A 24,882-nucleotide genomic window follows, 5' to 3' on the forward strand; every position below is an offset into this window, starting at 1 on the left:
CCTAGGCACATGCGCTGGTGGAAGATGCTCGGTCTGGCGGGAATCATGGGCGTGGCGGCCACGGGAGTGGTGATCGCGCGCGCCGAGCGCCGCCGCCGGGCCTACACGCCCGAGGAGATCAAGGTCCGGCTGCGCGAAAGGATCGAGAACCCTCAGCCCGAGGGGCGTAGGTCGTAGACGAAGACCACGTCCGGGTAGGCCGGGTTGTCGTTGTAGCCCTGCACCGCGCCCTGGTAGGCCCGCTGGTAGTTGACCACCCACGGCATCGCCGCGGCCGCCCGCTGGTCGAGCACCCGCTTCGTGGCCTGCTCGTACGCCCGCTGCGCCGCCGGCCGGTCGGTCACGGTCAGCTCAGGCACGGTGTCGAGCAGCGCGTCCAGGCCCTGGTCGCGCAGGTAGGCCAGGTTGAACACGGGCGGGTTCCCGCTGTGGAAGACGTTGCCGAAGTAGGAGTAGCCGTCGGCGTAGTCGGGCCACCAGTACATGACGAAGATGTCCTGGCCGCGCTTCTTGCCCTGCTCCCACTGGGCGGTCCAGGGCATCGCCCGGGCGTCGATCGTCACGTTGAGCGGCTTGAGGGCGGCGGTGAGCGTCGTGGCGAGCAGGTGCCAGTCGGTGTCGCCCTCCCCGTACGTCAGCCGCAGCCGGAGCGGCCGGCCGCCGGGGCCGTACCCCGCCCTGTTCAGCAGCTGCGCCGCGCCTACCAGGTCCTGCCGGGGGACGCGGCCCGGCACGTACCCCATGAGCCCCTCGGGGATGATGCCGCTGGCCGGTGAGACCGCGCCCTTCAGGTCCTTGACCAGACCCTGGTAGTCGACGGCCTTCTGCACCGCGCGGCGCACGCGGATGTCCTTCATGGGGCCGTTCGCGGTGTTGAACAGCAGCATCGCCGTCTGGAACGACGCCCGCTCGGAGGTGCGCACGCCCGGCGCGGTCGAGGCGGCGGCGAACAGGCGCGGGTTCAGCCGCGCCACGAAGCTCGCCTCGCCGCGCTGCAGCAGCCGCCACGCCCTGTCGGGATCGGGCACGACGCGGAACTTCACCGTGTTGTAGTGCGGCCGGCCCCACCCTCCCCAGTACTTGTCGTACGCGCTGAGCGTGAGCTCGTCCTCCTTGCCCTTCTGCCACTTCGTCACCGTGTACGGCCCCGAGCCCGCGTCCCTGCCCGACGCGAAGAACTTCCCGAGGTCGGGCGCCGCCTGCGTGTCGTAGATGTAGGCCGCGTACGTGGAGGAGGCCACCAGGTCCAGCGGGACCGGGTACTTCAGCGCGAACGTCACCGTCGTGGGCCCGTCGACCCTGATGGACGAGACGGCGTCCCAGATGTAGGAGGCGCCCGCCTTGGCGCTCATGGTGCGCTCGACCGACGACTTGACCGCCGCGGCGTCCAGGGGCCTGCCGGTGTGGAAGGTCACCCCGGGGCGGAGGTTGAACGTCCACGTCCGGCCGTCGGGCGACGAGCGCCACGACGTGGCCAGCCTGGGGCTGGACTTCTTGGTGACCGGATTCCAGAAGGTGAGCGTCTCGTAGATGTTCTGGAGGGCGACGATCTCGTTGGAGTAGGACTTGGAGGGGTCCCACTCGGTGACGATGTCCAGGTTCTCGACGTAGACGAACGGGGACTGCCCGGACGGCGCCTGCGGGGGCTCCGGAGGCGGCGAGCAGGCCGCGAGGAGTAAGAGCGCGGCGGCCGCTGCGAGACGACGGCGCAACGCATCTCCCTCTGTCGGCGATGTACTCGGGAAACCTACTCCAAGATCGATGGGATCAAGGCCCAGGTGTCCAAAAGTCCCGAAAAATTGGGCATTTTGATGATCCAATTGCTATTCTCTGGGCTTGTCCCGTCCGGGGTTGCCAGCAGGGGACCGACCGGAATGAGGTGTCATGGGTCGTAGCCGAACGATCCGCATGAAGATCATCGGACTACTACTCGTGCCACTGGCCTCCATGGTGGTCTTGTGGGGGGTCATTACCGCCGTCACCGCCACCGAGAGCTTGGAGCTGCGTCAATACAAGACACTCTGGACGAACCTCCGTCTTCCCGCGTACAAACTGATCAGCGAGATCCAGCGTGAACGTCTAATCTCGGCCAGGCTCCTGCGTAACTCGGGGGACAAGTCCGCCGTCGCCGCGCAGCGCACCCGCACCGATGCCGCCAGTGACGCGTTCAGGCAGCTCTCCAGCACATCCAAGGACCGATCGGAAGAGATCCGCACACAGGTGGACGCGGTGTACACGCAACTCGACAGGCTCGATGCGATCCGAGGCGAGATCGACACGGGTCTGTCCGACCGTCTGCACACCGTGGAGGCCTACAGCGCGATCAACGACACGCTCTTCGGCCTGCACAAGCGGGTCGCGCTGATCGACGACATCCCGATCTACGAGCAGTCGCGCATCGTCATCGACCTCGGGTACGCCAAGGAGCTGCTGACCAGGGAACAGGCCGTCGCGTTCGGGCCGACCCAGCCCGCCGAGCGCCGGCTGTTCACGGAGCTCGTCGGCAACCGGCGCTTCCTGGTCGACCAGTCGCTCAACGAGCTCGACCCGAGCCTGCGCGACCAGCAGGTGGCGCTGATCACCTCCCCCGCCTACCAGCGGCTGCGGATCATGGAGGACCAGATCATCGCCGGGAAGGCGCCGCGGAGCTGGCTCACCCTCACAGAGGGCCTGTCCAAGTCGTTCCAGGAAGCGCTGATGCGGGCCAGCGCGGTGCTGAACACGCGGACCGAGCCGATCGCCGACCAGGTGCTGTCCCGGGCGCTCCTGCTGGCGGGCGCGACGCTGGGGCTGGTGGTCGTGTCGATCGCGTTCTCGCTGCGCATGGGCAACCGGCTGTCGAAGGAGCTGGGCGCGCTCCGGCTGGCCGCGCTGGAGGTGGCCCAGGAACGGCTCCCCCACGTGGTCGCCAAGCTCCGCAAGGGCGAGAAGGTCGAGATGCCGGAGCTGTCCGTGGCGAGCACCACGGTCGAGATCGACGACGTGGGCCAGGCGTTCTCCACCGTCCAGCAGACGGCCGTCGAGGCCGCGGTCGGCCAGGCGCAGCTCAGCGAGGGCGTCGGGCACGTGTTCCGCAACCTGGCCAGGCGCAGCCAGACCCTGCTGCACCGCCAGCGCATCCAGCTGCAGGACATGCAGCACCGGGCCACCGACCCCGACGCGCTGGACGACCTGTTCAAGCTCGACCACCTGACCACCCGCATGCGCCGCCACGCCGAGGGCCTGATCATCCTGTCGGGCGCCACCCCCGGCCGCGGCTGGAGCCGGCCGGTGCCGCTGCTCGACGTGGCCCGCGGCGCGTCGGCCGAGGTGGAGGACTACCAGCGGGTCACCGTCGAGCCGATGTCCGGCCAGCGCCTGGCCGGACCCGTGGTCGGCGACGTGATCCACCTGATCGCCGAGCTCATCGAGAACGCCACCGTCTACTCGCCGAAGCACACTCCGGTCATCGTGCGCGGCGAGGTGGCGGCCCGCGGCTTCACCTTCGAGGTCGAGGACCGCGGGCTCGGGATGAGCGCAGAGGAGCTGGCCGAACTCAACGAGCGGCTGGCCAGCCCACCGGAGTTCGACCTGGCCGACAGCGACCGGCTCGGCCTTTTCGTCGTCTCCCGCCTGGCCGCCAGGCACGACATCCGCGTGACGTTACGCGGTTCACCATATGGAGGGACCACCGCGATCGTGTTGATCCCGGAAGAGCACGTGGCAGAGCCCGAACCGGAGGCCCACGTGAAGGAACCCGCTCGACCCATGCGGGTGGTGCGAAGTGAGTGACGAACGCTGGCTGGACGAGGACGCAGGTCCTATCGTCCCGGCCTACCTACTGACCCGGGGCCGTACGGTCCCCGCGAGCGAGGCCATCGACCTCATCGCGGTGATCATCACGGCCGGTGGCCTGGCGCCGCCGATGGGCCTGGGCCCCGAGCATCTGATCATCATGCAGAAGTGCACCAAACCGACCCGGCTCGTGGACGTCGCGGCCGAGCTGAACCTGCCCATCGGCGTGGTGCGGGTGCTGGTCGGTGACCTGCACGCGCAGCAGCTCGTGCAGGTCGAGCACCCGCCCCCCGCGCCCGATGCGAAGGTGCTGCTCGAGGTGATCAGCGGCCTGAAGGCCCTGTGACCGTCGCGCGGTTGAGCCGCCCGTACACGGCCGCGAAGAGCGCGGCCGTGGCCCCGGCCACGGCCGCCGTCCCGAAGACCCACCGGTAGCCGCCCACGCCCGGCTGGGCGGCCAGGATGGCGGCGATGGCCGCGCCGGCCGTGCTGCCGCCGACGATGCGTACGAGCGCGTTCACGCCTGCCGCGAGGGCCGTCTTGCCCGGGTCCACGTGCTCCACGGCCATGGTGCCCAGCGCCGCGTAGCCGATGCCGAGGCCGATACCCATCAGTGAGGTCGCCACGTACAGGTGGGCCGGGCTGCTGTGCGCGACCACCAGCCACAGCCCCGCCAGCCCCGTGGCCGCCGACCCCGCCGCCACCATGGACGAGGCCTGGAAGCGGCGCATGATCCGGCCCGCGAACAGCGAGATGACCAGCATGAAGATCGTGCTCGGCAGCAGGAAGAAGCCCACCTGGAGGGTGGAGGCGCCGAAACCGTAACCGGTCTCCGTCGGCACCTGGGCGAAGCTGGACGTGCCCGTCATGAGGGTGAAGAACGAGAATCCGAGCAGCATCGAGGCCACCGTCGCGCCGACCGTGCCCCGGTGGACCAGCATCGCCATCTCCACCAGCGGCTCGGCCACCCGGCGCTCGACCGCGACCCAGACCGCCGCCAGCGCCGCCGCGGCGGCGAACAGGCCGAGCACGCCCGGCGAGGTCCAGCCCCACGAGCCGCCCTCGCTGATGCCCAGCAGGAGCGCGACCAGCCAGGCGGTCAGCAGCGCCGCGCCGGCCAGGTCGGGACGACCCTTGGGGCCCACCGGGGCGCTGTCCTTCACGAGCAGGGCCACGATCGCGACGGCCACCAGCGAGATGCCGGCCGTGATCCAGAAGACCAGGTGGAAGTCGCCGGACGCGAGCCCGGCCAGGATCATCCCGCCGCCGCTCCCGAACCCCATCGTGGCGCTGATCACCCCGATGCCGGTGGCCAGCTGCTCCCTGGGCAGCACGTCGCGCGCCACCCCGATCGACAACGGCACCAGCGCGGCCACGGCTCCCTGGAGCACCCTCGCCACCATCAACCAGGTCAGCGAGGGCGCCAGCGCGGCCATGACCGAGCCGACCACCAGGAGGCCCAGGGCGCCGAGGATCATGGGGCGCCTGCCGTACATGTCGCCGAAGCGCGACAACAGCGGCGTGGCCACCGCCGCGACCAGGAGGCTCAGCGTGAGCGTCCAGGTCACGGAGGAGAGCGGGGCGTTCAGCTCCCGCTGCAGCACGGGAAGCAACGGGACCACGGCGGTGTTCTGAAGTGCGGCGATGGAGGCCGCGAAGGCCAGCGCGACCACCCCGGGCCACGGACTTCTGGTGGACGTCGTACGTGCCGCGGACGCGACGACTGTCGCCATGTCGGCTCCTTTGGCTAACTTAGGTAAGTAACAGGGCAAGATAATACATACGTAAGTTAGGTAAGCAAATCGGTTATGGACGAAGATCTCAACAGGACGGTGTCGGCGTTCCGCTCAGTCGTGGACGCGCTGAACCGCGCCAAGACGCACGAGCGCCTGACCGAGGCCGCCGGCGTCCGGCTCGACCGGCCCGACGTGAAGATCCTCGTCCACCTGCTGGACGCGCCGGAGCCGCGCAGGATCGGCGCGATCGCCGAGGCACTGCAGGTGGAGAGCCCTCACGTGACGAGGCACGTCGCCTCGCTGGAGCAGCGCAAGCTGGTCGAGCGGGTACGCGACCCCGACGACGGCAGGGCCTGGCGCATCGCGCTGACCGAGGAGGGGGCCGAGGTGGCGAGCAGGTGCCGCCGGGTGACCACCGAGTTGTTCGAGGGTGCGCTCACGGACTGGTCGGCGGAGGACCGGGCGGAGCTGTCCCGGCTGATGGGCAAGCTCTCGGGCGACCTCTGCGCCCACCTCAAGAACCTCGTCAGCTGAGCAGCACGTCCTCGGCCCGGTGGCAGGCGACCTGGCGGCCTCCCAGGTCCCTGAGCGCGGGCGGCTGCTCGCACTCCGGCGCGGCCAGCGGGCAGCGCAGCCGGAACGGGCAGCCGGTCGGGGCGGGCACGGCCTCCGTCCTGCCCTTGGCCACGGGCGGGGCGCCGCCCAGCTTCGGCACGGCGTCGCGCAGGGCCCGCGTGTAGGGGTGGGCGGGCTTCGCGAGGAGTTCGGCCGTCGGCCCCGACTCGACGACGCGGCCCGCGAAGAGCACGTGCGCGGTGCGGCACAGCCGGTCCACGACGGCGAGGTTGTGGGTGATGAGCAGGCGCTCGGTGTCGAGGGAGGCCAGCAGGTCAAGGATCCTGGCCTGGACGGTGACGTCGAGCGCGCTGGTGGGCTCGTCCAGGATGAGCAGGCGGGGGTCCACCGCCAGGGCTCTGGCGATCACCACGCGCTGGCGCTGGCCGCCGGAGAGCTGGTGAGGGCGGCGGGTGGCCAGGTCGGGGTCCAGGCCGACCTGTTCGAGAAGGTCCTTGACCCGGCCTCGCGCGGCGCGCGGCAGGGCCTCGGCGACGGAGGCGCCGATGCGCATCCTGGGGTCGAGGGCCTCGGCCTGGAACACGGGTTGGACGTCTTTCCGGAACTTCCGCATGTCCGCTTTTTTCAGCGTTTGGTCGCCGTACCAGATATTTCCGGACATGGGGGTGAGGAGGCCCAGGAACGCGCGCGCCAGGGTCGTCTTGCCCGAGCCGCTCTCCCCGATCAGCCCGACGCCGCCCTCGGTGATGTCCAGGGTCACGTCGTGCACGACCGGGGTGCGGCCGTAGCCGAGCGTCACGTGCTCGGCCCTGAGCATGGTCACGGCAGCGCCTCCAGCAGCTCGCGCGTGTACGGATGGGACGGCTCGGCCAGCACCCGCGCGGCCGGCCCCGACTCCACCACCGCGCCGTCCTTCATGACCAGCACCCGGTCGGCGATCGTCGAGACCAGGGCCAGGTCGTGGGAGACGAGCAGGAGCGCCAGCCCCCGCTCCTCCCGCAGCCTGCGCAGGACGCCGACCACCTCGGCCTGCACGGTCACGTCCAGCGCGCTCGTGGGCTCGTCGGCGAGGATCACCTCGGCGCCCAGGGCGATGGCCAGCGCGATCGCGAAACGCTGGGCCTGACCGCCGGAGATCTCGTGGGGGTAGCGGCGCAGGATCTCGCGGTCGAGCATGACCGCTTCCACTGCCTCTCCCATGATCTCCTCCAGCCCTCCCTTCCCGGCTGCGGGTTGTGGAGGGGTGCTGTCCTTCGGGCCGGGGCGTGGGCCCGCGGACCTGCCGACGCCGTGGAGCTTGAGGGCGCGGCGCATCAGGACGCCGAGGCGGGTGGCCGGGCTGAGGGCCGCCTGCGGCGACTGCATCACGAGTGCCACCCTGGCGCCCCGGATCTCGCGGAGCCTGCGGGGTGGCGCCGTGAGCACATCGACGCCGCACACCCGTACACGACCTGAAATTTCGGCATCTGGGGTGAGGCCCAGCAGCGACATCAGCGTGGTCGACTTGCCCGAGCCGCTCTCCCCCACGATCGCGACGCACTCGCCCTCGCGCACGTCCAGCTCCGGCACGTCGGCCACGACGCGCCCGCCGTAGCGCACCCGGAGGTCGCGCACCTCGATCATCTGACCGCCCTTCGCGGATCGAGCGCGTTGCGCAGCCCCTCACCCAGGACGTTGAACGCGAACGCCGTCACCAGGATCGCCAGGCCGGGGAACGTGACCACCCACCAGTTCGTGGTGAAGAGCGTCTGCCCCTGCTGCACCATGAGCCCCCACTCCGCCGTCGGCTCCTGCGCACCCAGCCCCAGGTACGACAGCGCCGCCGAGGTCAGGATCACGCCGCCCGCGTCGAGCGAGAGCTGGACCAGGACGGGCGTGAGCGAGTTCGGGAGGACGTGCCTGAGGATGATCAGCGGCGCGGGCACGCCGAGGCACCGGGCGGCGTCCACGTAGCTGCGGGTGGCGATCGAGGCCGCCACGGAGGCCGCCAGCCGGGTGTACCAGGGCCACCAGGTCACGGCGATGGCCAGGATGACCGTGTTCACGCTGGGCTGGAGCACCACGGCCAGGGCCAGGGAGAGCAGCAGCGCGGGGAAGGCCAGGAAGATGTCCGTGATCCGCATGATCACGTCCCTGATCCAGCCGCCCGCGTACCCGGCGACCACGCCGAGCGTGACCCCGATCACCGCCGACACGGCCAGCACGGCCACGGCGATGAACAGGGAGGTGCGGCCGCCGTACAGGACTCTGGTGAGCACGTCGCGGCCGACCTGGTCGGTGCCGAACCAGTGCGCGGCGCTCGGCGGCTGCAGGTTCTCCAGCGGCTTGACCTGGTCCACCGGGTACGGCGCGAGCCACGGCGCCAGGATCGCGGCCAGGACGACCAGCACGATGAGCACCGCCCCGAACGCGGCGAACCGGTCGGGGATCCTGGGCAGGAAGGTGCGCCGCAGCGGCGCCTCGACGCTCGTCATCGGGCCCTCGCTCGCGGGTCGACAAAGCCCTGGAGGATGTCCACGACCAGGTTGGCCAGCACGTACACCAGGGCCACCAGGAGCGTGACCCCCGCGATGGCCGGGGTGTCCAGCGACTTGATCGACTCGGCGGCGTAGCGGCCCAGGCCGGGCCAGTTGAAGACCGCCTCGACGAGGAAGCCGTTGACGATCGCGTACGCGAAGACCAGGGCGATCAGCGACAGGACCGGGTTCAGGGCGGGCCTGAGGGCGAACCTGGTCAGGATGGACGTCTCGCCGAAGCCGAGCGCGCGCTCCAGCTTGGTGTGGTCCTGGCCGGACTCCTCGATGAGCGCCGCCCTGGTCATCTGGGCGATCACGCCCGTGGGGTAGGCGGCCACGACCAGCGCGGGCAGCACCAGGTGCTGGAGCGTGCTGGTGAAGATGGGCCAGTTGCCGGTGATGAGGGCGTCGACGATCGTGATGTTCGTCCAGAGGGTGAGCGGGCTGGTGGTGTCGAGCGAGGAGTCGTACTCGCCCGCGATCGGGAACCAGCCGAGGTTGCTGGCGAAGACCGTCTGGAGGGCCAGGGCCAGCCAGAAGACGGGGACGGAGACGGCCAGCATGCTGCCAACCCGAACCCCCAGATCCGGAAATTTCGCCTTATAGCGGGCGGCGAGCACTCCGACCGGAATGCCCACGACGACCGCGATGAGCAGGGCCGTGCCGACCAGCTCCAGCGAGGCGGGGAACGCCACGTAGAGGTCGTCGAGCACCGGTTGCCGGGTGCGCAGGCTGACGCCCCAGTCGCCGGTGAGCAGGTCGCGCACGTAGTTGAGGAGCTGCACGGGGATCGGGTCGTCGAGCCCGAACCGCGCGCGCGCCGCCGCGAGCTCCTCGGGCGTGGCCTTCGGCCCGGCGAACGCGACCGCCGGATCCCCCGGCACCAGCCGCATCACGACGAACGTGAGCACGACCACGCCGGACACGACCAGGAGGGCCTGGCCGAGCCGGCGGGTCAGATAACGCGACATCGTCAGCTTGCGCGCTTCTTGAGGTCGTAGAAGAAGACCACGTTCGGATAGGCGGGGTTGTCCACGTATCCCTCGACGTCGGACGTCAGCGCGCGCTGGTAGGTCTGCACGTACGGCACGGCCACCGCCGCCTGGTCCTGGATGATCTTCTTCTGCAGGTCCTTGTACGCCTGGTCGGCCTTGAGCTGGTCAGTGGCCGTGAGCTGCGGCAGCGCGTCGATCTCCGTGTCGATGGCGGAGTCCTTCAGGTACGACAGGTTGAACTGCGGCTTGTCGGCGCTCTTGAACACGTTGACGTACCAGGAGTAGGCGTCCGGATAGTCCGGGTACCAGTACATGACGAAGATGTCCTGGCCCTGCTTCTTGCCCAGGTCCCACTGCGCGCTCCAGGTCATGGGCTTGGCCTGCAGCGTCACGTTCATGCCCTTCAGCGCCGAGCTGAGCAGCGTGACCAGCAGCTTCTGGTCGTCGTCGCCCTGCGCGTAGGTCATGGTGAGCTTGAGCTCGGGGTTGTCCGGGCCGTAGCCGGCCTCGGCGAGCAGCGCCTGCGCCTTGGCGAGGTCCTGCTTGGGCTCCATGTCGTTGGCGTGGCCGAGCAGGCCCTGCGGCACCAGGCCGTTGGCCTTCTGGCCGGAGCCCTTCAGCGCCGCCACCAGGCCGTCGTAGTCGATCGCGTACTGCAGGGCCTGCCGGACCCTGACGTCCTTCGCGGGCCCGCTCGCGGTGTTGAACAGCACCAGCAGGTTCTGGAACGACGGCGAGGCGGAGGTCTGCACGTTCGGGGTCGTCCCGGCCTGCTGGAAGAGCTGCGGGTTCAGCCGCTGGACGAAGTTGACCTCGCCCTTCTGCAGCAGCTGCCAGGCCGTGGTGATCTCGGGGGTGACGCGATAGGCGACCTTCTTGTACTGCTCCGGCTTCCAGCCGCCCCAGTAGCCCTCGTACGCCTTCAGCGTGAGCTCGGTCTCCTTGCCCTTCTGCCAGGAGCCGATCGTGTACGGGCCGGTGCCGGCGTCCGACTTGCCGTCCTTGTCCACGGCGTTCACGTCGTAGATGTAGGCCGCGTAGCCGGAGGAGGCCACGAGGTCGAGCGGGGTGGCGTACTTGAGCGTGAACTTCAGCGTGGACGCGTCCACCGCGTCGATCGTCTTGACCGCGTCCCAGATGTAGGCGGCGCCGCCCTTCTTCTCGATCGTCCGCTCGATGGCCTTCTTGGCGGCCTCGGCGTCGAGCGCGGCGCCGGAGTGGAACTTGACGCCCTGCCGCAGCTTGAACGTCCACTCCTTGCCCTCGTTCGCCGAGGTCCACTCGGTGGCCAGGCGCGGCTCGGCCTTCTTCTCCTGGGAGTTGTACCAGGTCAGGCCCTCGTAGATGTTCTGCATGGCGACAATCTCGTTGGAATACGAGGTCGCGGGGTCCCAGTCGGTGACCACGTCGAGGTTCGGCACGTACACGAACGTGCTGTCGTTGGCCTGCGCGGCCGGGGAGGCCGCCGGTTGGCTGCTGCCGCTGCTCTCGGCCGGCTTGGGGGTTCCGCCGGCCCCGCGCACCTGACCGCCCGCGCACGCGGATGCGGTCAAGGCCAGGACACCGGTGACCCCGGCGACGAGCAGACGCTTGTGCCAGCGCATGGAGGGGGGATCCTTTCGATCTGTCACCGGGCGAGAGGTCCGGCTGCTTTGACGTGTACCCGCACGGCGGGCTCGGAGAGGTAGCTCAGCGGCACCTCGAGGAGGTCCACGATCTCTACGCCGGAGGGATCCGCCCCCGCCGCGACGGCTCGCGCCGCCGCCTCCTCTTTGGCCCTTTCGATCGCTTTTGACCGGCTATCTCCCGCAGGCAAGATCGTATCCACTCTGCCACTCGCGAGTGCGATGGCGGCGCCCACGGCGTTGGCCACTTCGGCGTGCTCGGGACGGACGACCCGGCTCGCGCCGGGGATGGCGTCGGGCAGCAGGAAGGCCCCGCCACCCACCGCGACCAGGGGTCTGTCCGTTTTGCCGAGCGCCATCCGGTCCACCGCGTCGATGATCATCTCGTCCGCGACGGCCACCGCTCTTTGCAGGGTGTCTGCCATTCTTTCCGACATGTCACCCGAGTCGCGCGCCCGGACGGCGGCCTCGAGGCGCTCGCGCCACCCGGCCGCCTCGTCCGGGGTCCGGCCCGCCGCCACCGCCGCGTCGGTCATCGTCACCGTGGAGCCGCCGAACACGAGCGCCTCCCTGACGATCCGGTAACCCACCGAGTCGGGGCCGATGCCCGGATTGCGGACGACCGTGCCGCCGCCGAGCGCGATGGCCAGGATGTCGGGCATGCGGAAGTTGGTCAGCACCCCGCCGATCTCGACCGCCGCCGCCGACTCCCTCGGGAAGCCGCCCACCAGCACGCCGAGATCGGTGGAGGTGCCGCCGACGTCCACCACGATCGCGTCCGCCACCCCCGACAGGTACGCGGCGCCGCGCAGGGAGTTCGCCGGACCCGAGCCGATCGTGGAGACCGGCAGCCGGGCTGCGTGCTCCAGCGTCATGAGCGTGCCGTCGTTCTGCGCCAGGTACGGCTTCGCGCCCAGGCCCCGTTCGGCCAGCGCGGTGACCAGGGCCTCCGTCACGTGGGCGGCGACGCCGTACAGGGCGGCGTTGAGCACGGTGGCGTTCTCGCGCTCCAGCAGCCCGAGCGAGCCGATCTCGTGGCTCACCGAGACCGGCAGGCCGTACTCGGCCTTGATCAGCTCCTCGACGACGCGCTCATGATCGCCGCTGGCCGGGCTGAACACGCCGGTGACCGCCACGGCGTCGGCCTCCAGGCCGTCCAGGAAGCGGCGCACGGCGTCGAGCCCCGGCCGGCCGATCTCGCGGCCGTCCACGTAGTGGCCGCCGGGCACGATCGCCTCCCCCGCCGAGACGGCCGCGCGCAGGTCGCCGGGCCAGCCGGACAGCGGCGGGACGGAGGTGGTGGCGGGCGCGCCGAGCCGCAGCACGGCGACGCGGCCGAGGTTGCGCCGCTCGAGGAGGGCGTTGGTCGCGTGCGTGGTGCCGAGCATGACCCGGCCGATCCGGTCCTGCTCATTCCCTAGCTCGCCGAGCACCGCGTCCAGGGCGGCCCGCAGCCCTTCCGTCACGTCGGGGGTGGTCGGCCGCTTGGCCTTGGCAATCACGCAGCCGTCGGCGTCGAGCACCACCGCGTCCGTGTTCGTGCCGCCGACGTCGATCCCCACCCGCAGGTCAGCCATGCGCCGTCAGCTCCTCGACGGGAACGTAGTCCAGGTCGTAGCCGAACGCCCGCGGCCCGGCCGTCTCCAGGCCCTTGGGGGTGCGCCAGAGCGGGTCGCACGGCCAGGCGAGCACCGTGACGCGCTGGCCGTACCTGAGCCCCTCGGTCTGGACGGCGGCGGCCGTCTCGGTGTCCACGACGGTGATGAGGTCGGGCACGATGGCCCGCACCCGGCCGTCCTCCAGGGCGACGAGGTTCTCGTTCTGCAGCTCCAGGGTGAGGCGGCGGCCCCGGTCCTCACCGGTGCCCTCGATCGTGGCCGTCCCCCGGACGAACCCGCCCGTGGTGCGCCGCTCCACGTCCGTCAGCTTGCCGGTGATCAGCCGGGCGGCGCCCAGGCTCCCCTGGAGCGCGCCGAGTGGGTCCGCCGCGCCCTCCGTGGCCCTGCCGATCTCGATGGCGCGGGTCACCGTGCCCTCGATGACCGCGCCTCTGGCCCGTACGGTGGTGAGCACGTAGTCGGCCATCAGCGCGGACGAGCCCGCGGCCACGCAGACCGCCCTGGCCAGCCGTTCCGACCAGAGGCCGTCGACCGGGCGGATGGTCACCACGTTCCCGACGATGTCAGACATGATCACCAGGTCGGCCGGCAGCCCCGCCACGTACATCGACACCATCTGGACCTCGGGGAACGCCCGCCCCATGCCGTCGGCGTCGAGCAGCGGCAGGCCGAGCCGGGCGGCCCAGGCGACGGGCGCGACCCCGTTGGAGCCGCCGATCTCGGAGGACATGATCGCGCTCGGCGAACGGCCGAAGAGGCGTTCGATCTCCTCGGCGATGCGCTTGGGCTCGTCCGCGCTGTGGATCATCTCGTGGCTCACGGTCGGAGCCCCGATGCCCGACAGCGGCACGATCAGCGCGTCGTCGTCCAGCTCGTCCAGGCCGATCAGCGGGACCTCGCCGTACTCGCGGACGGCCCCGATCGCCGCCAGCGATCCGGTACGCACGTCACCACCGCCCCCGGTGCCCAGGACGGCGCACCCGCGGGCGAGCGCCGGAATATCGCTCTCGTCAATATTCATATGGCGACACAACCAAGCACACTTCATCTCATTTAGCCAGTCCAGGGCATGTGCTGGCGCCTGGGCCGCGGCCCTTGATACATCTGAGGTCGGAACGGGAGGGCACATGCGGATTTCGGTGGCCGCCGACAGCAAGGACGGGGTGGCCGAGCGGGTCGTGTCGGAGCTGCGCAGGCGGGGACACGAGGTGGTCACCCACGGCGCGCTCAGCGAGGAGGAGCGCGACGACTGGGCGTGGGCCTCCGAGCTGGCCGCCCGCGACGTGCGCGAGGGGCGGGCCGACCAGGCGGTGGTCTGCTGCTGGACCGGCACGGGCGCCTCGATCGCGGCGAACAAGGTGCCCGGGATCCGCGCGGCGCTGTGCGTGGACGCCTACACGGCCGACGGGGCCAGGAAGTGGAACGACGCCAACGTGCTGGCGCTCAGCCTGCGGCTCACGTCCGAGGTGGTGCTCGACGAGATCCTCGACGCCTGGCTGGCGGGACGGCCGAGCGCCGAGTCCGCCGACGTGGCGAACATCTCCCACCTGGACGAGATCTGACTAGCGTCTGCGATTCTCTGTGTTTACCTGAATATTTCTGGCAAATCGGTCGGGCGTGGCCGTGGCGGGCCGTCTGCGTAGTGTCCCAGGGACAGTACGGGGGTGGCCGCGACGCGGTGGAAGCCGGTCCGGTGTTGAGGATCGCGTACAAGCCCTGTACGTCCCGCTGGTGGGCGGGTCGCCTGGGGTGCTTGGCCCGCCGGACGCTGTCCCGCCCTGGACGTGCCGGGGACGGGGGCGGGCACCGTGCGCCGGTCGGGCACACGGCTGGAAGTCATGGAGTTGTTTGCGGTGCGGGTGGGCCGTTTCGGGGTGGGCCGGTTCTTGGATCGGTCCCGCGCTGCCAGGCGGGGGTGCAAATCGGTTCGGGTGCGGCGGGCACGGCGGGCGGCCCGGGTCGCCTTGCGGGGTCGGCGGGCTCGGGCCAGGTTGCCCTCCACCACCGCGAGGATGGTACGGACGCCGGTGGCGCGGTCGGTGCGGGTCGCCTGCTGGCCGAGCAGGCCGCGCGCGAGGATGCGTTCGGCCGCGGCCCAGTCCCGGTTACACGACAGGCCACAGGCCGGACAGGACGCCCACGCCCAGCCCCGCTCGGTGCGCCGGTCGGGAGCCGGGCAATGGGTGAGGGTCGAGGTGCCTTGGCCACAGCGGGGGCAATACTTGGACGTGCCACGGGCCGGGACGGTGACCACGGCGATCGCGTGCTTGGCCGCCAGATGCCGGATCGCTGCCACGACCTGCCCGCGCACCTGCCCAGACAGGCGCGCGTTGGCACGTCCCCGGCGCCCGCGTGCTTCCAGGGTGGCCAGGTCTTCCAGGTAGATGACCGTCGCTCCGGAGGCGAGGGCCTGATCGAGCGCCCAGCGGGCCGCTGACCAGGCCAGCGTCTTGTTCACATGCCGGATCTTCGCGCACACCCGCTCGTGCTCTGCCCTGATGGCCTCGTGCGCCGTACTCAGCGCGGCGAAGCGGGTATCGGCGACGGTCATGCCGACCAGGAGCCGTTCCTGGTGGGTCTTCTTGGCGGCTAGGTGCTCACGCTCGGCCCGCAGCCGGTGCAGCTTGGCCGACACGCCGCTGGCGTCGTAGGCCAACGGCCGCCCATCCGAGACGACCCTGCCCTTGGCCATCAGACGCCCGACCGTGCCGGTGAGCAGGGTGTTCAGCCCCCAGTCGAAGCCGCACCCGATCACATGACCGGCCGCGGGCGCGAAGCCGATCGGGCTCTGGAACGGCAGATCAACGCGCACCCGGCCCTTGGCCACGCGCAGAGTGGGGGTGCATAACGTCGCCTCTGCAGGGACGGTCGGGGGCAGGGCGATCGGCAGCACGTGCCATGCCCAATCCCTCCCGGAGGCGGGACAGGCAACCAGCGGCAGCTTCACTCGCAACCGGGCGCCGAGCTCGCCGACGCGCTCCAGGGTGGCCAGTTGCCGGTCAGCGGCGGCCAACACTATCTGCGTCGCACTGGCCGGAGCTTCCTCCAAGTCTGTCAGGTCGGCTGGCAACACGTGATGCCGGTCGAGGTAGGCGCGGATCTGCCGGGTGCGGTTGCGGATCTCCGCCGCGCTCACTCTGTCCGACAGCAGCGCCCGCAGCGCCTGCCATTCGGCGTCGGTCCGCTTGCCCGGGTGCTGCGGCCAGGTCGCCACGATCGCCGCCACCAGCGCGCGGCGATGCTGCGCCAGCCGCAGCAGACGGGCCGCCTGCTCTTGAGCGCACCGCGCTACCCGATCACACACATGTTGGCCCGAAGCCGGAGTCACGCCCCAGGCCAGCCTCCGCAGGGCCACCCAGCCCTTGGCCGGCAATGCCCGCCCATCCAGTCCGACTCCGGACGCCAGCGCATCCAGATCCGCTGCAGTCCATCGAGCGGCGATCAGGCGGGCGGTCAGGTCCCGCGCCAGGCCGGCCAACCATGCCACCCGCTGGGCCAGCAGCGCCTGCGGGACGACCTGGCCGGCCACCTCCACGATCGCGCCGTGGGCGGTGCAGGTCGCGGTCGCGGTGAGCCTACTCATCCCTGCACCGGCCCGCCTCGAGGCGGGCCGGGCCTGCCAACAGTGCTGGGATCGTACGCCATCCGGTCATGCTCAATGACCGGCACGCCCGCATGCCCGCACCCCTCCCGCTCAGACTTTCACCGTCAGTGCCCGCAAGACTACAACAAGTGCGCCTGTCGGATAGAACGCGTGAGCGACAAGATGCCCACTTCACCTATCGGGACACAGTCGCCGCCCGGCGCGACGCGGGCGTGAAGGCCCGGTGACATCGCGGGACGACCAGGCCGACGGGCGCATCACCAAGCGCCGGCCTGACAGGGTGATCCTGACCGGGGCCTGGCCCTCGCCGCCAACCCGAAGAGCGCAACTACGAGATCAGGTCAGATGTTGAGACTTTCGTAGCGAATATGAAGAGCAGTCCATACTCTGTACCGGCATGTCGAACTTGCACTGTACGCACTGCGGTGAGGAGGGGCTCGAGGCCGGGTTCATCCGAGACTCGGGCGAGAACTCTCCGGGCTTCGCCAGATGGGTCGAGGGCGCGCTGGAGCGCGGGATCTTCGGCGGCGCCAAGCTGATGGGCCGGCCGAAGTGGGAGATCGACGCCTACCGCTGCCGATACTGCTACCACGTGGAGCTTTTCGCGGCCCGCCGCGACTGAGCGCGACCGTCCGTGACTGGCCGTGACTTGACGCGCCCGGTCGCGGCCGAGAAACGGCGAGATCTTTCGCGCGGCGCCGCCCGTGAACGTGACCAGTCTCGGCCGATCCCGGCCGGGAGGCGGAAATCGTCGGCATCGCCGTTTAGGGTGCTTGCCATGACCGACGTGCTGCTCCGCGGCGGGCACCCCTGGGGGCGTGACGCCCCCGCCGACATCCTCGTCCGTGACGGCCGGATCCACCTCGTCGCCCCAGGCGTCGAGGCGCCGGGCGCCCGGATCGTCGACATCACCGGGCAGCTCGTGCTGCCCGGTCTCGTCGAGGCGCACTGTCACCTCGACAAGACCCTCTACGGCGGCCCGTGGGTGCCCCACTCGGCCGACGACACGCTGGCCGGGCGCATCGGAAACGATCTCGGCCGCCGCGCGGAGCTGGGCGTGCCGAGCGCCGAGCGGATCGGCGCGCTGCTGGCGCGCATGAGCGCGGCGGGCACGGCCCACGTCCGCACCCACACCGACATCGACCCCCAGGTGGGGCTGCGGGGCGTGGAGGCCGTGCTCGAAGCGGCCGCCTCCTCCCCCGTCGACGTTCGGCAGGTGGCCTTCCCCCAGCACGGCGTGCTGATCAACCCCGGCACGGCCGAGCTGCTCGAAGAGGCGCTGAAGAACGGCGTGGAGGCGGTCGGCGGCCTCGACCCGGCGGGCATCGACCGCGACCCCGTACGCCACCTCGACCTGGTCTTCGGCCTGGCCGAGCGCTACGGCGCCCACCTCGACCTCCATCTGCACGACGGCGGGTCGCTCGGCGGGTGGGAGCTCGAGCTCATCACCGAGCGCACCAGGGCGCTGGGGCTGGGCGGCCGGGTGACGGTCAGCCACGCGTACGCGCTCGGCCAGCTCGACGACGCCTACCAGGACCGCCTGGTCCAGGGGTTCGCCGAGGCGGGCATCGCCATCGCGACCGCGGCCGTCTACAGCTTCCCCGTGCCGCCGATCAAGAAGCTGCGGGCCGCGGGCGTCACCGTCGCCTGCGGCCACGACGGCATCCGCGACCTGTGGGGGCCCTACGGCAGCGGCGACATGCTGGAGCGGGCGATGCACGTCGCCTACCGCAGCACGTTCCGCAGGGACGAGGACATCGAGCTGGCGCTGGAGGCCGCCACCTACGGCGGCGCCCGCGCGCTCGGGCTGGAATCGTACGGCCTGTCCCCGGGCGACCGGGCAGACCTGGTCGTGGTGCCGTGCGGGGGCGCGGCGGAGGCCGTGGTCGTTCACCCTGCGCGCACTCTGGTCATGAAAGACGGCGTCGTCCTGCACAATTGACCGGCGGGACCATCGAAAGGCAGGCAAGTGCTCTCTATTCACCAGCGGATCGCGGCAGAGCTGGGCGTACGCGACGGCCAGGTGCAGGCGGCCGTCGAGCTGCTCGACGGCGGCGCCACCGTGCCGTTCATCGCGCGATACCGCAAAGAGGTCACCGGCACCCTCGACGACGCGCAGCTGCGCACGCTCGAAGAGCGCCTGCGCTACCTGCGCGAGCTGGAGGAGCGGCGGGCGGCGATCCTTGAGTCGATCGAGTCTCAGGGCAAGCTCGACGACGAGCTGCGCGAGCAGATCATGGCGGCCGAGACCAAGGCCCGGCTCGAGGACATCTATCTGCCGTACAAACCCAAGCGGCGCACCAAGGCGCAGATCGCCCGCGAGCTCGGCCTGGAGCCGCTGGCCGACCAGCTGCTCGGCGACCCGACGCTCGACCCCGCCGCCACGGCCGAGGGCTTCGTCACCGAGGGCGTGGCCGACGCGGGCGCGGCGCTGGAGGGGGCCAGGGCGATCCTGATCGAGCGGTTCGCCGAGGACGCCGACCTGATCGGCGGCCTGCGCGAGCAGCTCTGGAGCCGCGGGCAGCTCGTGTCGAAGGTCCGCGAGGGCAAGGAGGAGGCGGGGGCCAAGTTCTCCGACTACTTCGAGTTCGGCGAGCCGTTCACGAAGCTGCCCTCGCACCGGATCCTGGCGATGTTCAGGGGCGAGAAGGAGGAGGTGCTGTCGGTCGCGCTGGAGCCGGACGACAGCCCCGAATACGAGATGCGCATCGCGTCCCGGTTCGGCGTCTCCGACCAGGGGCGGCCGGCCGACAAGTGGCTGGGCGAGACCGTGCGCTGGGCCTGGCGCACCCGCATCCTCGTGCACCTCGGCATCGACCTGCGGATGCGGCTGTGGCAGGCGGCCGAGGACGAGGCGGTGCGGGTCTTCGCGACCAACCTGCGCGACCTGCTGCTCGCCGCCCCCGCCGGGAGCCGGGCGACCATGGGCCTCGACCCCGGTCTGCGTACGGGGGTCAAGGTCGCCGTGGTCGACGCCACGGGCAAGGTCGTCGAGACCGCGACCATCTACCCCCACGAGCCCAAGCGGCAGTGGGACCAGTCGCTGGCCGTCCTGGGCGCGCTCGCGCAGCGCCACGGGGTCGAGCTGATCGCCATCGGCAACGGCACCGCCTCCCGCGAGACCGACAAGCTGGCCGGTGACCTGGTCAAGCACATGCCGTCGATCACCAAGATCGTCGTCTCCGAGGCCGGGGCCTCGGTCTACTCGGCCTCGCCGTACGCGTCGCAGGAGCTGCCCGAGCTCGACGTGTCCCTGCGCGGCGCGGTCTCGATCGCCCGCCGGCTCCAGGACCCGCTGGCCGAGCTGGTCAAGATCGACCCCAAGTCCATCGGTGTCGGCCAATATCAGCACGACCTGGCCGAGTCCAAGCTCTCCCGCTCGCTCGACGCGGTGGTCGAAGACTGCGTCAACGCCGTCGGGGTCGACGTCAACACCGCCTCGGCGCCCCTGCTCACGCGCGTGTCCGGCATCGGCTCCACGCTGGCCGAGAGCATCGTCCGCCACCGCGACTCCAACGGCCCCTTCCGTACGCGCGCCGCGCTCAAGCAGGTGCCCCGGCTCGGGCCCAAGGCGTTCGAGCAGTGCGCGGGCTTCCTGCGCATCCGCGAGGGCGACGACCCGCTCGACGTGTCGAGCGTGCACCCGGAGGCCTACCCGGTGGTCCGCCGGATCCTCACCTCGGCCAAGACCGACCTCAAGTCGCTGATCGGCAACACCGCGGCCCTGCGCTCGATGAAGCCCGAGACCTTCACCGACGAGACGTTCGGCCTGCCGACGGTCACCGACATCCTGCGCGAGCTGGAGAAGCCCGGCCGCGACCCGCGTCCCGCCTTCAAGACCGCCGTCTTCAAGGAGGGCGTCGAGAAGCTCTCCGACCTGTCCTCGGGCATGATCCTGGAGGGCGTGGTCACCAACGTCGCCGCCTTCGGCGCCTTCGTGGACATCGGCGTCCACCAGGACGGCCTGGTCCACGTCTCGGCCATGTCGCGAACCTTCGTCAAGGACCCGCGTGACGTGGCCAAGCCCGGCGACATCGTCCGCGTCAAGGTCCTCGACGTCGACATCCCCCGCAAGCGCATCTCCCTGACCCTGCGACTGGACGACGAGACCCCCGCCCAGTCCCCGGGCGACGGCTCCCGCCGAGGCGGCGGCCGCGGAGAGGGCAACCGCGGTGACGGGGGTCGCGGCGAAGGCGGCCGCAGAGACGGTGCACGTGGCGACGGTGCACGCGGTGACGGCGGGCGCGGCGACGGGAAGGGCAACGGCGGCCAGCGCGACCGCACCCAGGGCCGCGGCGACGACCAGCGCGGCCGGGGAGACGGCGGCCGTGGGGACGGCGGCCGTCGCGGCGGAGGCGGCGGAGGCGACCAGCGCGGTCGCGGAGACGGCCAGCGCGGCGGCCAGCGCCGCCAGGACCGCCCGGCCCCCTCCGGCGCCATGGCCGAAGCCCTCCGCAAGGCGGGCCTCACCGACTAACCCACCACCAACCCACCGGGCCCCTCCGCGGAACCACTCCGCGCGAGGGGCCACGGTGTCCCACCCCCAACACCCCTCCGACGCAGCCGACACACCCACCACCCGTGCAAGGGGCCACGGACGCGCCACCCCACCGTCCTCCCGTCGGCGCAGCTGACTCGCCGCCTCGCACACCCGCCGGACATCGCCCCCGCACGCGGACCGCTGATGCGGCCACCTGGGGCGTTCGCGTGGAGGTGCCGTGTGCGGCGCGCGTCGATGACCTGGGCCGGGCGACCGGGCAGTGTGCCGACGCGCGCTGAGGGCCGGCCGGGGCGATACGGTCGAAGTGTGAGCACGACAGCCTTCAGCACAGCGATCGCCCAGGCCCGCGACCTCCTCCGATGGTGCTCGCCGCTGAGGACCGAGCTGTGGGCGGCGCGGCTCGCCGCCGATCTCGAGCCGGACCAGGTAGACCCCTTCCTGCGGCAACTGTCCAAGGACGGCAGGACGGAGGCGCGGCTCGCGCTCGCGGCCCTGGCGGCGGTCGACCCGGCCGCCGAGGCACGCCCAGCGTCCGACGCGCAATTCGCGTCCGATGCAGGACCCGTATCCGATACACCCCTCCCATCCGATACACGGCCCGCGTCCGGCGAAGGTCCTGTGGCCGATGTGGGCTCGGGGTCCGGAGCGGGCGCTCGGGGTGGGGCGGAGTCTCAGGGCCAGGCGGCGGCGAGCGTGTACGTGAGGGCCGCTGACGGCGTCGTGGAGACGCTGCCCGGGTGGGTGCGGCGGATGGGGCGGGTGGCGTGTGAGGGCGGCTGGTACGGCAAGGCGGACCCGTACGGTGAGCAGGCCCTCGCGGCCCTGTCGTTCCGGTACGAGAACGGCAAGGAGCCGCACCTCCTCGTCGTAGCCATCGACCAGGTGAACGGCGGTCTGGCGGTGGACGCGGTGGTCGAGGAGGTGAAGTTCCTCGACGACCTGGGCCTGCGGGCCGCGGAGCCGGGCGCGGTCGCGGGGCGGGTGCTGGACGCGTTCGAGCTGGGTGACAGGATCATGGGGGCGCTGGTCGCCGACACGCTGCCCGCCGTGCGGCCGGTCGCGCTCTCCAGGGCCCGCGCGGTGCCCGATCTCGTACGTCCGGCGCCCGACGACACCGTGAGCCGGTTCCGCGAGCTGCCGGACCTGCCCGGGGCGCGGGAGGCGTTCGAGAAGCTTGCCGAGTTCGTGGGCGATCGTCCTCTGTGGTGGAGCCCGGCGCGGGTCACCCAGTTCCTGACGTCCTGGTTGCCCAGGGAGGCCATCCTGTCGGATGCGGAGATCGCGGCGATGCCGGAGGTGGTGCGGGCCTGGAGCCGGTTCTGCGGAGCACATCCCGCGGTGCTCGCCCAGGTCGAGGCGGACGCGCCGCGGCTGCCCGCCCTCATGGCCGACGAGTCCTTGGCGAGCCTCGGCAAGCGCATCGCCAAGAACCGCCTCTGACGCCGGCGTCCCGATGCCCCCAGAGGTTCGCCGGCGTTCCGGTGCCTCCCAGGAGGTATGCGGGCGTTCCGGTGTCCCCGGAGGTGCGCCAGCCTTCCGGTGCCCCCAGAGGCAGGCCGGCGTCCCGGTACGCCCACGAGTGCGCCGCCGTATCCGGATGCGGCCGCCGGCGGCCCCCGCTACGGCCGCGTTGAGGGCCGTAGCCCGTCGATGGCGAAGGTCAGCAGCCGTTCCCCCTGCTCGGGCGTCGTCTGCTCGCCCGCCCACGCAAGCGCGTTGATCAAGGTGTAGAAGTCCGAGGCGGTCGCGTCGGAGCGCACGGCGCCGGCCGCCTGCGCGCGTTCGAGCAGCCGTTCGCCGGCGGTCAGCACGGACTGGCAGGCGGCGTGCAGCTCCGAGGTCTCGTCCTCGATGCTGCGCATGAGCGAGGTGGCCAGCCCCCGATACATCGCCGCATGCGCGATCCCCGCGCGCGCCCAGGTGATCAGCGCCTCGTGGGCGTCCGGGTGGTCGAGGAGGTCGCGGGCCCGGCCGGCCAGGGCCTCCATGCGGTCGCGCATCAGGGCCTCGAGCAGCGCCTGCCGGGTGGGGAAGTGGCTGTAGAGCGTGCCGTTCGCCACCCCCGCGCGCCGCGCGACGTCCTCCAGCGAGGACTCCACCCCGTGCTCGGCGAACGCCGCCGCCGCTTCGGCGAGCAGCCGTTCGTAGTTGCGGCGCGCGTCGGCGCGCATCCGGCGCCGGGGCGCTGGGCCGGTGGTCGTCATGGACACTCCCAGGTTGCTTAACTTGAGACTATCTCAATATATTTCTTGAGACAGTCTCAGCTTACTGTTAGGAGCCCTGGTGAACCTCGTCGACAAGCCCGTCCTGGTGGCCGGCGCCACCGGACGCCAAGGCGGCGCCACCGCCGTCCAACTGCTGGCCTCCGGCTGGCCGGTCCGCGCCCTCGTCCGCGACCCGGACGCCCCGGCGGCCCAGGCGCTGAAGGCGAAGGGCGCCGAGCTACGCGTTGGAGACCTCGACGACACCGGCTCGCTCGCGGAAGCGGCGGCCGGCGCGTACGGCGTCTTCGGCGTCACGCCCGACGACGACGACCTCGACCGGGAGATCCGCCGCGGCCGCGCCCTCGTCGACGCCGCCGCCGCGGCCGGAACCTCCCACTTCGTGTTCACCTCGGTCGGCGGCGCCGACCGAGGTGCCGGCCTGCCCTACTGGGACAGCAAGTGGCAGATCGAGCAGCACATACGCGCGTCCGGCCTGCCCGCGACGATCCTGCGGCCGGTCCGGTTCATGGAGAACCACACCATTCCCGGCCTACCCGTCGGCGGGATCGCAGGCGGCGAGCTCAGGCACCTCTTCGGCCCGGACACGCCGGTGCAGCTCATCGCCGCCGCCGACATCGGCGTCTTCGCCCGCCTCGCCTTCTCCCACCCGCGGGACTACCTCGGGCAGGCGATCGAGATCGCCGGGGACGAGCTGACCCCCAGGCGGACGGTGGAGCTGATCGGCCGGAGCCTCGGGCGCGAGATCACCTACCGGCAGCTGCCCATCGGCTCTCTCGGGCTCGGTCCGGACGCCGAGAGCGCCTTCGCGGACGAGCGCGGACTGTGGCGCGCCGACATCGCGGCGTTGCGCGAACGCCACCCCGGTCTCCTGGACTTCCGCACCTGGCTCCGGGACGGCGGCACCGAGCAGATCCGGGCCCTGCTCACCTGAGCTGCGCGGACGCGCTCGACAGGAGCATGTCGAGGGCCGTGGGGTAGGCGCTGTCGTTCATCTCGGCCACCAGCAGCGGCGCCGTCGCGGCGATGTTCGGGTGCGTACGGGCGGGCAGCCGCGCGTACGTGGCCTGCCACACCTCCTCGTCCGCCTCCCGCGCCGCCTTGGGCAGGGCCAGCGTGGCGGCGTCGAGGATGGCGAAGGCCAGGCTCTGGTCGATGAACGCGTGATAGATCCGCACCGCGTCCCCGTCCGCGAATCCGGCACCGCGCAGGATGCCGATGATGGTCTCGTCCCCCGCCACCTCGTTCGGCCGGCCGGTGACCCGGCTGGCGGTCAGCACCGCGGCCTGCGGGTGCGCCAGGTACGCGTGGTGGATGCGCAGGCCCAGCTCGCGCAGGTCGGCGCGCCAGTCGCCGGTAGGCCGCCAGTCGGCCATCGCCGTGCCGAACAGCTCGTCCGCGATCGCCAGCACCAGGTCGTCCATGCCGCGGAAATAGCGGTAGACCGTGCTGGCGTCCGCGCCCAGGGCCAGGCCCAGGCGGCGGGCGGACAGCCCCGCGGCACCGTGCTCGCGGAGCATGCGGAGCGAGGTCTCCACGATGAGCTGATGGGTGAGGACCTGCCCGTGTTTGGTGGGGCGGCGCCGCCTTCGCGCCGCCTCCGGCACCACTCGCTTGGCCACGAGTACGGCCTCCTTATGCCAACGCCATTGACGTTGACGAGCCTACCCAAGTTAAATTCTCGACACACCCCCCAAAACAGCATTAAAAGGGG

General features: G+C 71.2%; 22 protein-coding genes. 10 read left to right on the forward strand and 12 right to left on the reverse strand.

The window, feature by feature from the left end:
* The first annotated feature begins 9 nt into the window (after positions 1 to 9).
* A complete protein-coding gene (locus tag ABZX61_RS29325; protein WP_350728301.1) occupies positions 10 to 177 on the forward strand; it encodes a hypothetical protein in 168 nt (55 codons plus the stop codon).
* Here ABZX61_RS29325 and ABZX61_RS29330 read toward each other — a convergent pair.
* Positions 153 to 1,712 (reverse strand): ABC transporter substrate-binding protein, encoded by a 1,560-nt coding sequence (locus ABZX61_RS29330; RefSeq protein ID WP_355199426.1) that lies wholly within the window; start codon positions 1,710 to 1,712, stop codon positions 153 to 155. The genes ABZX61_RS29325 and ABZX61_RS29330 overlap by 25 nt on opposite strands.
* 172 nt (positions 1,713 to 1,884) lie before the next feature.
* Between ABZX61_RS29330 and ABZX61_RS29335 the strand changes: the two genes are divergently transcribed.
* Both ABZX61_RS29335 and ABZX61_RS29340 read left to right on the forward strand, forming a co-directional pair.
* Positions 1,885 to 3,771, forward strand: coding sequence for a nitrate- and nitrite sensing domain-containing protein (locus ABZX61_RS29335; protein WP_355199427.1), 1,887 nt, complete (start codon positions 1,885 to 1,887; stop codon positions 3,769 to 3,771).
* The gene (locus tag ABZX61_RS29340) at positions 3,764 to 4,120 is read left to right on the forward strand and encodes a DUF742 domain-containing protein (protein ID WP_185067699.1); all 357 of its coding nucleotides are present in this window, start codon (positions 3,764 to 3,766) and stop codon (positions 4,118 to 4,120) included. Before ABZX61_RS29335 ends, ABZX61_RS29340 begins: the two co-directional genes overlap by 8 nt.
* On the opposite strand, the gene ABZX61_RS29345 is transcribed toward ABZX61_RS29340, so the two are convergent.
* Entirely contained in the window at positions 4,098 to 5,507 is a 1,410-nt protein-coding gene (locus ABZX61_RS29345; protein WP_355199428.1) for an MFS transporter, read from the reverse strand. The genes ABZX61_RS29340 and ABZX61_RS29345 overlap by 23 nt on opposite strands.
* A gap of 75 nt (positions 5,508 to 5,582) precedes the next feature.
* On the opposite strand from ABZX61_RS29345, the gene ABZX61_RS29350 reads away from it, so the two are divergent.
* Positions 5,583 to 6,044, forward strand: a complete 462-nt coding sequence (locus tag ABZX61_RS29350; RefSeq protein WP_350728082.1) for a MarR family transcriptional regulator — start codon at positions 5,583 to 5,585, stop codon at positions 6,042 to 6,044.
* On the opposite strand, the gene ABZX61_RS29355 is transcribed toward ABZX61_RS29350, so the two are convergent.
* The 7 genes from ABZX61_RS29355 to ABZX61_RS29385 are packed head-to-tail and all read right to left on the reverse strand — an operon-like array spanning position 6,037 to position 13,862.
* Positions 6,037 to 6,903 carry an ABC transporter ATP-binding protein gene (locus tag ABZX61_RS29355; RefSeq protein WP_355199623.1) on the reverse strand — a complete coding sequence of 289 codons (867 nt, stop codon included), beginning with the start codon at positions 6,901 to 6,903 and terminating at the stop codon, positions 6,037 to 6,039. The genes ABZX61_RS29350 and ABZX61_RS29355 overlap by 8 nt on opposite strands.
* 2 nt (positions 6,904 to 6,905) lie before the next feature.
* Positions 6,906 to 7,709 (reverse strand): ABC transporter ATP-binding protein, encoded by an 804-nt coding sequence (locus ABZX61_RS29360; RefSeq protein WP_355199429.1) that lies wholly within the window; start codon positions 7,707 to 7,709, stop codon positions 6,906 to 6,908.
* Complete coding sequence (locus tag ABZX61_RS29365; RefSeq protein ID WP_355199430.1) at positions 7,706 to 8,560, reverse strand: ABC transporter permease; 855 nt, start codon at positions 8,558 to 8,560, stop codon at positions 7,706 to 7,708. Before ABZX61_RS29365 ends, ABZX61_RS29360 begins: the two co-directional genes overlap by 4 nt.
* Complete coding sequence (locus ABZX61_RS29370) at positions 8,557 to 9,573, reverse strand: ABC transporter permease (RefSeq protein ID WP_355199431.1); 1,017 nt, start codon at positions 9,571 to 9,573, stop codon at positions 8,557 to 8,559. Before ABZX61_RS29370 ends, ABZX61_RS29365 begins: the two co-directional genes overlap by 4 nt.
* A 2-nt stretch (positions 9,574 to 9,575) precedes the next feature.
* On the reverse strand, positions 9,576 to 11,201 hold the full coding sequence (locus ABZX61_RS29375) for an ABC transporter substrate-binding protein (RefSeq protein ID WP_355199432.1): 1,626 nt from the start codon (positions 11,199 to 11,201) through the stop codon (positions 9,576 to 9,578).
* Positions 11,202 to 11,224: 23 nt separating this feature from the next.
* Positions 11,225 to 12,799, reverse strand: coding sequence for a hydantoinase/oxoprolinase family protein (locus ABZX61_RS29380; protein ID WP_355199433.1), 1,575 nt, complete (start codon positions 12,797 to 12,799; stop codon positions 11,225 to 11,227).
* Positions 12,792 to 13,862 carry a DUF917 domain-containing protein gene (locus tag ABZX61_RS29385; RefSeq protein ID WP_355199434.1) on the reverse strand — a complete coding sequence of 357 codons (1,071 nt, stop codon included), beginning with the start codon at positions 13,860 to 13,862 and terminating at the stop codon, positions 12,792 to 12,794. The genes ABZX61_RS29380 and ABZX61_RS29385 overlap by 8 nt, the downstream gene beginning before the upstream one ends.
* A 106-nt stretch (positions 13,863 to 13,968) precedes the next feature.
* Here ABZX61_RS29385 and ABZX61_RS29390 point away from each other — a divergent pair, with 106 nt between their 5' ends.
* Entirely contained in the window at positions 13,969 to 14,403 is a 435-nt protein-coding gene (locus ABZX61_RS29390; RefSeq protein ID WP_355199435.1) for an RpiB/LacA/LacB family sugar-phosphate isomerase, read from the forward strand.
* A gap of 23 nt (positions 14,404 to 14,426) precedes the next feature.
* Here the strand turns inward: ABZX61_RS29390 and ABZX61_RS29395 are convergent, their stop codons facing one another.
* Positions 14,427 to 16,424 carry a zinc ribbon domain-containing protein gene (locus tag ABZX61_RS29395; protein WP_355199436.1) on the reverse strand — a complete coding sequence of 666 codons (1,998 nt, stop codon included), beginning with the start codon at positions 16,422 to 16,424 and terminating at the stop codon, positions 14,427 to 14,429.
* Positions 16,425 to 16,842: 418 nt separating this feature from the next.
* On the opposite strand from ABZX61_RS29395, the gene ABZX61_RS29400 reads away from it, so the two are divergent.
* The 4 genes from ABZX61_RS29400 (at position 16,843) to ABZX61_RS29415 (ending at position 22,386) form a co-directional block, all read left to right on the forward strand.
* Positions 16,843 to 17,067 carry a hypothetical protein gene (locus ABZX61_RS29400; RefSeq protein ID WP_355199437.1) on the forward strand — a complete coding sequence of 75 codons (225 nt, stop codon included), beginning with the start codon at positions 16,843 to 16,845 and terminating at the stop codon, positions 17,065 to 17,067.
* A 156-nt stretch (positions 17,068 to 17,223) separates the two neighbouring features.
* The gene (locus tag ABZX61_RS29405) at positions 17,224 to 18,387 is read left to right on the forward strand and encodes an amidohydrolase (RefSeq protein WP_355199438.1); all 1,164 of its coding nucleotides are present in this window, start codon (positions 17,224 to 17,226) and stop codon (positions 18,385 to 18,387) included.
* Between the two features lie 27 nt (positions 18,388 to 18,414).
* Complete coding sequence (locus ABZX61_RS29410; RefSeq protein WP_355199439.1) at positions 18,415 to 20,922, forward strand: Tex family protein; 2,508 nt, start codon at positions 18,415 to 18,417, stop codon at positions 20,920 to 20,922.
* 330 nt (positions 20,923 to 21,252) lie between these two features.
* Positions 21,253 to 22,386: a hypothetical protein gene (locus ABZX61_RS29415; protein ID WP_355199440.1), complete on the forward strand. Its 1,134-nt coding sequence runs from the start codon at positions 21,253 to 21,255 to the stop codon at positions 22,384 to 22,386.
* Positions 22,387 to 22,565: 179 nt separating this feature from the next.
* Here the strand turns inward: ABZX61_RS29415 and ABZX61_RS29420 are convergent, their stop codons facing one another.
* Positions 22,566 to 23,150: a TetR/AcrR family transcriptional regulator gene (locus ABZX61_RS29420; RefSeq protein WP_355199441.1), complete on the reverse strand. Its 585-nt coding sequence runs from the start codon at positions 23,148 to 23,150 to the stop codon at positions 22,566 to 22,568.
* A 79-nt stretch (positions 23,151 to 23,229) separates the two neighbouring features.
* Between ABZX61_RS29420 and ABZX61_RS29425 the strand changes: the two genes are divergently transcribed.
* Positions 23,230 to 24,102: an NmrA/HSCARG family protein gene (locus tag ABZX61_RS29425; protein ID WP_355199442.1), complete on the forward strand. Its 873-nt coding sequence runs from the start codon at positions 23,230 to 23,232 to the stop codon at positions 24,100 to 24,102.
* Here ABZX61_RS29425 and ABZX61_RS29430 read toward each other — a convergent pair.
* Positions 24,095 to 24,790 (reverse strand): TetR/AcrR family transcriptional regulator, encoded by a 696-nt coding sequence (locus ABZX61_RS29430; RefSeq protein ID WP_350728096.1) that lies wholly within the window; start codon positions 24,788 to 24,790, stop codon positions 24,095 to 24,097. The two genes, ABZX61_RS29425 and ABZX61_RS29430, sit on opposite strands and share 8 nt — an antisense overlap.
* Between the last annotated feature and the right edge of the window lie 92 nt (positions 24,791 to 24,882).

This window comes from Nonomuraea sp. NPDC003709 (genome assembly GCF_040610775.1).
Lineage (GTDB): Bacteria > Actinomycetota > Actinomycetes > Streptosporangiales > Streptosporangiaceae > Nonomuraea > Nonomuraea angiospora_A.